Source organism: Phyllobacterium sp. (genome assembly GCF_037994405.1).
GTDB lineage: Bacteria > Pseudomonadota > Alphaproteobacteria > Rhizobiales > Rhizobiaceae > Phyllobacterium.
In genome coordinates, this window is record NZ_JBBNAN010000416.1 from 1 (window position 1) to 7,941 (window position 7,941).

9 protein-coding genes and 1 tRNA gene are annotated in these 7,941 nt (G+C 54.6%); 5 read left to right on the forward strand and 5 right to left on the reverse strand.

Going from position 1 to position 7,941, the window contains the following annotated elements:
- Window positions 1-533 precede the first annotated feature (533 nt).
- Window positions 534-773 carry a hypothetical protein gene (locus AAAC48_RS22770; RefSeq protein WP_340656376.1) on the forward strand — a complete coding sequence of 80 codons (240 nt, stop codon included), beginning with the start codon at window positions 534-536 and terminating at the stop codon, window positions 771-773.
- A gap of 607 nt (window positions 774-1,380) precedes the next feature.
- Complete coding sequence (locus tag AAAC48_RS22775; protein ID WP_340656377.1) at window positions 1,381-1,764, forward strand: hypothetical protein; 384 nt, start codon at window positions 1,381-1,383, stop codon at window positions 1,762-1,764.
- Between the two features lie 235 nt (window positions 1,765-1,999).
- Here the strand turns inward: AAAC48_RS22775 and AAAC48_RS22780 are convergent, their stop codons facing one another.
- Both AAAC48_RS22780 and AAAC48_RS22785 read right to left on the reverse strand, forming a co-directional pair.
- Window positions 2,000-2,293, reverse strand: coding sequence for a hypothetical protein (locus tag AAAC48_RS22780; protein WP_340656378.1), 294 nt, complete (start codon window positions 2,291-2,293; stop codon window positions 2,000-2,002).
- Window positions 2,294-2,388: 95 nt separating this feature from the next.
- Window positions 2,389-2,535, reverse strand: coding sequence for a hypothetical protein (locus AAAC48_RS22785; RefSeq protein ID WP_340656379.1), 147 nt, complete (start codon window positions 2,533-2,535; stop codon window positions 2,389-2,391).
- A 181-nt stretch (window positions 2,536-2,716) separates the two neighbouring features.
- Between AAAC48_RS22785 and AAAC48_RS22790 the strand changes: the two genes are divergently transcribed.
- On the forward strand, window positions 2,717-2,896 hold the full coding sequence (locus AAAC48_RS22790) for a hypothetical protein (protein WP_340656380.1): 180 nt from the start codon (window positions 2,717-2,719) through the stop codon (window positions 2,894-2,896).
- A 70-nt stretch (window positions 2,897-2,966) separates the two neighbouring features.
- Window positions 2,967-3,158, forward strand: a complete 192-nt coding sequence (locus AAAC48_RS22795) for a DUF1330 domain-containing protein (RefSeq protein WP_340656381.1) — start codon at window positions 2,967-2,969, stop codon at window positions 3,156-3,158.
- Between the two features lie 5 nt (window positions 3,159-3,163).
- Here AAAC48_RS22795 and AAAC48_RS22800 read toward each other — a convergent pair.
- Window positions 3,164-3,239, reverse strand: a tRNA-Met gene (locus AAAC48_RS22800).
- 55 nt (window positions 3,240-3,294) lie between these two features.
- On the opposite strand from AAAC48_RS22800, the gene AAAC48_RS22805 reads away from it, so the two are divergent.
- Window positions 3,295-3,480 (forward strand): DUF3606 domain-containing protein, encoded by a 186-nt coding sequence (locus AAAC48_RS22805; RefSeq protein ID WP_340656382.1) that lies wholly within the window; start codon window positions 3,295-3,297, stop codon window positions 3,478-3,480.
- Window positions 3,481-3,618: 138 nt separating this feature from the next.
- On the opposite strand, the gene AAAC48_RS22810 is transcribed toward AAAC48_RS22805, so the two are convergent.
- Entirely contained in the window at window positions 3,619-6,966 is a 3,348-nt protein-coding gene (locus AAAC48_RS22810; RefSeq protein ID WP_340656383.1) for a PAS domain-containing protein, read from the reverse strand.
- Between the two features lie 112 nt (window positions 6,967-7,078).
- Window positions 7,079-7,474, reverse strand: coding sequence for a hypothetical protein (locus tag AAAC48_RS22815; RefSeq protein ID WP_340656384.1), 396 nt, complete (start codon window positions 7,472-7,474; stop codon window positions 7,079-7,081).
- Between the last annotated feature and the right edge of the window lie 467 nt (window positions 7,475-7,941).

Genomic DNA, 7,941 nt, shown 5'->3' on the forward strand with positions numbered 1-7,941 from the left:
GGCGACTGGTTTTATGGTATTTCCCGACAGATTGGGAGTTTATAGCTGGGTGTTCAACACAATTGTCTACCATCTAGACGGCTGAGAAATGTTACCCTTGATTCAGCGGAGGCCTGGCGCCTCCGCCCCCCGGCCCCCGGCCCCCGACGCTGGGTCTCTTTAGACATGCTTCGGCGGTTCCCGCACCTCATCTGGATTTGTCAAAGGCGTCTCATCCGGCAATTGAATTGGCGGTGGCTCCTTCATTGGAGGTATTGGTCCAGGTTCGGGATTGGTTACAGGCGGCTCGCCAGGCAATGGCGGTTTCGGTTCTGGCTCCGGACCAGGTATTGGATCACCATATCGATTTCTCCATATGACCACCTCTTAACTGCTGAGTGGCAAAAAAAGTTCCTGTTTTGCCGTGCCCGGTGAGAGTTGTTATTGAGGCAAGCCGACATCAGTTTCTTGAAATTTTTGTCGCTGGATCTATCAACGGCACGCTAGTTTGAGAGATGCTAACTGCTCTCGCCATCGGTCGAGGAGGAGCTATCATGTCACTGCATCTTTTTGGCCAACTCACCTACAGCGAAGAAGATTGGCAGATCATGGAGATCGCTCACATAAGGGTGCGAGCGATGAACCAACCGCCAGCTTCTTACGAACACAATGACCGTTTGGCGCGAACAATAATGAAACTCTTCGATCAAGGTACACGCGATTATCAGATACTTGCAGCGATAGCCGCATATCGTGAAGCAGTCATGGTTCGTCGAACATCGACGCATCGTTGATCAGCGTAAACCCAAGGCGGTCAGTGTGGCGTCTTTGAAATGCATGAAGGGCAGATCATTTGAAAGGACTAATGCCGAACGAAGGCGATTGCTCTGCGGCTGTTGCGCGCGTGGCATTTGTCGAGGCTGTGAGGGAAGCCAACATCTTCATTGAGACGACGCCACGGCCGCCACCGACTGGAAAGCTGACACGCTGGCACAAGAGCAAGCCGAAGCGAAGGACTTGAAAGGAATAATCAACTACATGCGGAGCGTCATAAGTAAAGTATACACAATCCAAGGCATCACGTACTTTGCGGGTCTGATTGAGATTATAAAAATTCTGTACGTAAAATAAAAAATCGAGACGACCGGATGGACGTGTCGCCTGGCATAATTTGATGCCACTAATAGGCCGAAGATATAGCAATACAAATTTTCACTCGTCCAATATTAAACATATTGCTTTTATAGATGGGGCCTGATCAGTAAATTTTTCCCCCGCGTCGCATCAAAAGATTAATTGACTCTGCTTGTTGATTGGAGGACATTATTCTTGTGGTTAAGTATTGCTTGGCTACCGGCGCCTAAGAGATGGAACGCGCTCCCGCCATATGGGGAGAATTCAATGCCCATTCCAGGCTTTGATCATATTTATTCCGAAGATGATTGGCGGATCTTGGAAAAGGCTTATCGCAGGGCATGCGTATTGCTTGACCGCGATCCGAAGCTGCATCCGCTGGCAGCGCGCGTTGCAAGGAGCGTGATGGTTTTCTTTGATCGCGGTGAAAGAGATTTTGGCAGGCTGGCTTCAATGGCAGCAAAACGCGAATTCAACTTGATGAACAAGAGGGGCAAACCGGAGGAGGAAGCTACCCTTGCGCCTCTGCCCGCATATCGACCGTGGACAATCGCTGCATCACCGCAGATTTCCGAGCCAGTTGCACATGGTAGACAAACTTCCAAAAAGCAATTGCGGTTAATAGTATTCCGCTTAGCCCCTTGGCGATAACCCACCAACCTGATTGCCGCGCGGCCGAGCCGAGAGCTATCTCAAGCAGAACAGAATTTATCTGCTGGTTCCCCCTGGCAAGGGGCCTGGTTCACTGCTCGCCATGGGTCGAACGCCGGGCCTCATCTGCGGTTCTCTAAATTGCTCCCTGATGGCTTTCGCCCTTGATTTTTCCGCTCTTCCTTGGTTATCGGCCCTATCGATCTTTTGGCCAGAACCGCCGTCCCGCGCTCGGCTAACCCCAGAAGGTGATCAGCATTACATAGATGTTTTGAACGGCCCGCCTGTCAGTGCAAATATAGAGGGCGAATCCAGCGAGGAACATCGACGCTATCGCGATTTCGTCTGAACCGATGTCACCTCTAAGCAAGCTGCGTTCGAAGAGGATCATGATGGTCAGGGCAACGCGCTCGGCCTGCGGATCAAATTTCGGATCGCGGTCGAGTAACGCGTAGGCTTTGCGGTGCGCCAGTTCCAAAATACGCCAGTCGGCCTGGGAATAAACTGTATTAAAGTTGGAAAAACGCACGACGTGCTCCTCCCTCACAATTGGCGGGAGCACATTCCATCTCTCAAACGCCAGCGGCCACAAGCATGCCTGACGGCCGTAAAGTGTCTCCCAGTCTAGCCCGCCGCTAGCGAGGCCGAAGCGCTTGCCAAATCTGTCAGATCGAGCTCGGCGTAATGCCTGCAGGGACGGGCTTCGCAATAAACAACAATGCGGTAGCCGTTATCGATCAGCGCGCCTATCGTTCCGTTGTCGCTATCCATGATCACAGCTGCACCGGTCGCCAAAGCGTCAAGCGCAATTTCGCCGCATCGCGGCGCTTACGGTTCCTGGGATGCTGCAACGCATGAATCATCTGCGGTCTTGCCTTCAAACCGCGCTTGAGCGAACTTCTCGTGCCGTGTATTTATTAGGACTGGCATTGATTAATCCTTGGGAAGAAGAATGACTTTCGATGAACCGCCGCTCAGCACCGTCGGTATTGAACCCAAAGACGGCAAATGGTTTGTAACGATACACGAGACCGGACAAGTTAAGCAGCGTGCATTTGGTACGGAGGACGCCGCGAAGGAGTTCGCCAAACAGGAAGAAAAGCGCCTGGGTTTGCCGACTGGCCGTGATTAGGTGAAAGGGGTATCTTTCGTGCGGCACACACCTTGGGGGAGCTGCACAATGTCCGCATACCTAATTGCCGATGTCGACGTCAGGACGTGGCGGCTTGACCAAAGTTCTCGAAGGCGACTGGAAGCCGCACCGCCTCGTTGTCGTGGAGTTCCCGGATATGGCTTCGTTGATGAATTGGTACAACTCACCAGAATATAGTCGCCTCAAGTCAATCCGCGAACGGTGCGCAAAGACGAGAATGATTGCATTGGGAGGTGTCTAGAAGCATGGTTGCGGCAGATCGAATTCGAACCGACGATCTGCTGATATGAACCAGACGAGATGACCACTTCTCCACTCCGCATGGAACATAAATGTCTGAGCACCGTTTTGCACCCAGCAAACGGAGGATTGCTCCAATGTCAGACGACAAATCAAAAAGTGACTATCGCGATCGCTCGAAAGTTTCGGCCAGCTCGGACTATGAAGTCCAATATCTCATGCACAAGTATGACCTGAGCAAAAACCGTGCACTTGAGCTGATAGCTAAACATGGCGGCAACCGACAGAAAATTGAAAGCGAATTGGACGCCGTTAACATCTAGAATTTGGTGAATTTAATTCCATAGCGGGAAGCCGTAAAGCTCCCCATGCGCGGCGAGTATTCTCTGTCCCTAGGGGCCGCTAGTGAGCGCAGAACCTCGTGACCACCACCTTGGCGAACGACTGCGGTCCAAATTAAATCAGGTCTTGAGACGTGCAATTATTCCTTCTAGCGTCTGGACAGCACGTTTCTTGTCCAGCCTGTGCAGATCGAGGAGGACTTTCAATCCGGCTTGCTCCTCACGGATTACTTTCCCCTTTTCGACCATGTCGTCGATCCGTTCGAGCACCCGGTAGTTTCGCACCGGCTTGGCTATGCCCTTGGCCCGTATCGGCTCCCGCTCCTCCGCCAAGACCCTTTCCTTGACCAAGGAGTAGGTGGCGTGACTCAAAAGAATACCGCCTAGCTCCGCATGCGATTGCAGCCTGGAGGCCAAGTTCACCTCTCCGCCTATGATCGTGTATTCCATACGGTCTTCGCTGCCGAAATTGCCGACGGTGCAATAGCCGGTATTAATGCCGATCCGCAGTTGAAACGGCTTCTGATATCCCCTGTCACGCCACTCGGTTTGCAGGTCCCACATGCGCCGCTGCATTGCGATCGCCATGTTTACACAGGCCATCGCATCTTCCTTGACACCCCTTGTTTCAGGATCGCCAAAGAACGCCAGGATCGCATCGCCAATGTATTTGTCCACGGTCGCGCCGTGTGCCAAAGCGATCTTCGTCATCTCCGTCAGGTAGTGGTTGAGCAGAGCCGTCAGTTCCTCGGATTCCAGATCATCTGTCGTCTCGGTGAAATCGGCGATGTCAGAGAAGAATATAGTGAGCTTCTTTCGGCTTGTATCTATCCTTACTTCCTGTGTACCCGCGAATATCGATGAATAGACCTGTGGTGACAGATATTTCGAAAGCTTGTTCGATAGGGCTTCGAGCGTCCGGTTCTTTTCGGTGACGAGGGCATTCGCCTGCTCCAGCTTGGCCTTGGAGTTGCGGATCTTTGTTTCGGCCTGCTTGATTGCCGTGATGTTCGTGTAGACGGCGACGGTTCCGCCCTCGGTCGTCTTGCGCTCGTTGATTTGAATCCAGCGGCCACTGGCGCGCTGTTGTACATGGGGTTGGCCCGGTTGCCTGTGCTTGGCCAATCGCTCGGCGATCCACTCGTCGACCCGTCCTTTCGCGTCCTCGACAAGGCCTTGTTCCGCCGCGTTACGGATCAGCATTTCGTACGGCGTGCCCGGCGCTGGCGTGCCCATTCCCGGATAGAGGAGTTCGCCATAGGCGCTGTTGCACACGATCAGCCGGTCCTCCGCGTCGTACAGCGAAAACCCCTCCGAGATTGATTCGATCGCGTCCGTCAGGCGCTGCTCGCTGCGCTGGGAAACGATCTCCGCGTGCTTACGCGCGGTCACGTCACTCCACGAGCCGATGACTTCAAGCGGCTGGCCGTCCTTGTCGCGGACCAATTGCTGTTCGTCATTCACCCAGCAAAAACTGCCGTCCTTCGTGCGGAATCGATACTCGACCGTGTGGCGGCCTTTCTTGTACAAGTGGACGGACTCGGCCTCAACCGCGGCCAGGTCGTCGGGGTGCACCCGGTCGCGCCAGAAATCGGCGTTCTCGAGGTATTCGCATGGCTCATATCCGAGCAAGCTCTTGATATTCTCGCTGATGATGATGGGTGCGTAGTCGCCGGTCGCCTTGAAGCTGTAGATCACCGCGGGCGCAGACGACAACACGCGCACAAGGCGGTCCTGGGAGGCAACCAAAGCTTCACTGATCTGCTTGCGCGCGGTAATGTCGTTCCACGCCCCGACCACCTCGATCGGATCGCCCTGCGCGTTACGCTGCAGTTGCAGATCGTCACTGATCCAGCAATAGTTGCCATCCTTCTTGCGGAACCGGTACTCGTTAGCGATACGACCCTCCTCGAAAAGCCTCGCATAATCTTTCTCGATGCGCGGCAGATCCCCGGGATGCACACGGCTGCGCCAGAAATCCGGGCTTTTGAGATATTCCTCACGCTCATATCCGAGTAGGTCCTTTATGTTCGGGCTGATGAACGTCGGCCAAAAGTCGCCGGTTGCTTTGAAGCTGTAGATCACTGCCGGCACGCACGTGAGTAGATATGAGATGCGATCATGGGCCGCCGCTGCGGCTTCTTCCGCTCGCTTGCGATCGGTGATGTCGCTCCACGAGCCAACGATTTCCACCGGTTGACTGTCTGCGTCCCGGATCAAGTGCTGTGCGTCATTTACCCAGCAGTAGGTCCCATCCTTCTTGAGAAATCGATATTCGACCGTATGGTGGCCTTCCTTGAACAAGTGGATAGACTCGGCCTCCACCGCAGCAAGCTCATCGGGGTGCACGCAGCGCCGCCAGAAATCCGCGTTCTCCAGGTATTCCTGCGGCTCGTAGCCCAATAAGTCCCTGATGTTCTGACTAACAAAGGTCGGCGCAAAATCTCCCGTAGCCTTGTAGCTGTAGATCACAGCCGGTGAACTGATCAGCAAGTTGGACAGGCGGGCGTACGCAGCCGCCTTCGCTTCCTCCGCCGCCTTGCGCGCTGTGATATCGCTCCATGATCCGACGATCTCCAGCGGACGGCCCTCCCTGTCATGGATCAGTTGCTGCTCGTCATTCACCCAACAATAGGAACCGTCCTTGCGCCGGAAACGATACTCGACTGCATGAACACCGTTCTGGAAGAATTGGGAAATCGCCTCCTCGACACGTGTGAGGTCGTCCGGGTGAACATTGTCGCGCCAAAATTTCGGGTCCTCGAGGTACTCCCCTGGCGCAAAGCCAAAAACGGTCCTGATATTTTCGCTGACGAATGTGGGTGCGAAATCGCCGGTCGCCTTGAAGCTGTAGATTACTGAAGGTGACAAACGCAACAGCTGGGTCACTCGCTGCTGCGCGGCCGCCTGCGCTTCCTCCGCCACCTTGCGCGCCGTTATATCGCTCCATGATCCGACAATCTCCAGCGGCTGGCCCTCCCTGTCACGGATCAATTGCTGCTCGTCATTCACCCAGCAATAGGAGCCATCCTTGCGGCGAAAGCGATACTCCACCGTGTGCATTCCATTCTGGAAGAATTGGGCAATCGCCTCCTCGACCCGAGTTAGATCGTCAGGGTGGACCCGGTCGCGCCAGAATGACGGGTGCTCGAGGTACTCGCCCGGCGCATAGCCGAACACGGTTCTGATGTTCTCGCTTACGAATGTGGGGGCGAAATCACCTGTCGCCTTAAAGCTGTAGATCACGGCAGGTGACGAACTCAGCAGCCGCGCCAATCGCTGCTGCGCAGCCGCCTGCGCTTCCTTCAATCGTTCGCCGACCCTGCCATCGCGGTCGCGCGTGGCGTCTCTTATGGCCTGCTCGATGACGGCGGCGGTGCCGTCGTCATCGAACGCGTCCACCGGGAGGTGTAGGATATGATGAAGAACGGCCGTCGCGTTCTTGGCGTATTCCCTCGCGGTCATCATGGTGCGGAACCCCCATTCAAATGAGGCGTTGGGGTTAAATTCTAGCACACGCGGTTCGTGTTAGTCTGTAGCGCGAAGTGGTTAGCTCCAGTGCCCACGCATATACTTCATCTTATGCCGCTGGAGTGAGCCGAGTTGGATGAATTCTACTGGGGCCATGCGAACGAACATCTCGATGAAGTTTGAACTTCATGCCCAGCAATCGCGATGTGGACGCTTGGAACACTATTCTGTCCAATCGCACTCTGAGGGACACCGTTTGACGGTTATAGGCCCCGCAGGTGCCTCCGGTGAACAATACATCGTCGCTCGACAGATCAGCAAGCGTAATACCTTCAATGAAGAAGCCGTTGGCGTCGCCTTCAAAGCTTACAAAAACACCCTCCGAAGTATCGCTGGAAGCGGCAATAAAGGTGTCGAACTCGTAAATAGTGCTGTCGGACGTGATCCCTTGCAGACGGATCACATCGCCCCCTCGGTCAAAGTCGGATATGATCAATGCCGCCATTTTGTTCTAGATTTATGTTCCAGCCAAAGGTGTCGGCGTCGGCCCTACCTTCCAGAGTGTCTGCTCCAAGATTGCCTTCGTGTATGTCGGCACAGGCCCCCCTCAATTTATCTGCCGCTGTCGAGCCAAAGAGTTGGTCATCGCCTTCGCCACCGAGCAATTCATCATTCCCGGTTCCGCCCATTAAGAAGTCGTAGCGTGCCCTCAGAAAGTCATTGCCGGCCCCGCATTCGATGTGATCAGCCCTAGCGGCGCCATGCGAGGGACGCATGGTAAGACGGAGGAAGGTGTAGTCATTAGTGCCTAACCCGACCGGGTGAAAGGTTTGCCCCCCTGACGTGATATCGTCTCTGCGCGGGTCATTTCAAATGACCTTGGGGGGAGTTGGATGCGCAAGACATTGCTTGGTATGGCTTCGGCATTGTTTTTGTTCGCGGCCACGTCGTATCAATCGAGCGCTTGTGTTG

Excerpts from the sequence above, each read along its gene's own strand:
- AAAC48_RS22770 (WP_340656376.1), top strand. The coding sequence starts at position 534 with ATGTCACTGCATCTTTTTGGCCAACTCACCTACAGCGAAGAAGATTGG.
- AAAC48_RS22775 (WP_340656377.1), top strand. The coding sequence starts at position 1,381 with ATGCCCATTCCAGGCTTTGATCATATTTATTCCGAAGATGATTGGCGG.
- AAAC48_RS22785 (WP_340656379.1), bottom strand. The coding sequence starts at position 2,535 with ATGGATAGCGACAACGGAACGATAGGCGCGCTGATCGATAACGGCTAC.
- AAAC48_RS22790 (WP_340656380.1), top strand. The coding sequence starts at position 2,717 with ATGACTTTCGATGAACCGCCGCTCAGCACCGTCGGTATTGAACCCAAA.
- AAAC48_RS22795 (WP_340656381.1), top strand. The coding sequence starts at position 2,967 with ATGTCGACGTCAGGACGTGGCGGCTTGACCAAAGTTCTCGAAGGCGAC.
- AAAC48_RS22805 (WP_340656382.1), top strand. The coding sequence starts at position 3,295 with ATGTCAGACGACAAATCAAAAAGTGACTATCGCGATCGCTCGAAAGTT.
- AAAC48_RS22810 (WP_340656383.1), bottom strand. The coding sequence starts at position 6,966 with ATGATGACCGCGAGGGAATACGCCAAGAACGCGACGGCCGTTCTTCAT.
- AAAC48_RS22815 (WP_340656384.1), bottom strand. The coding sequence starts at position 7,474 with ATGGCGGCATTGATCATATCCGACTTTGACCGAGGGGGCGATGTGATC.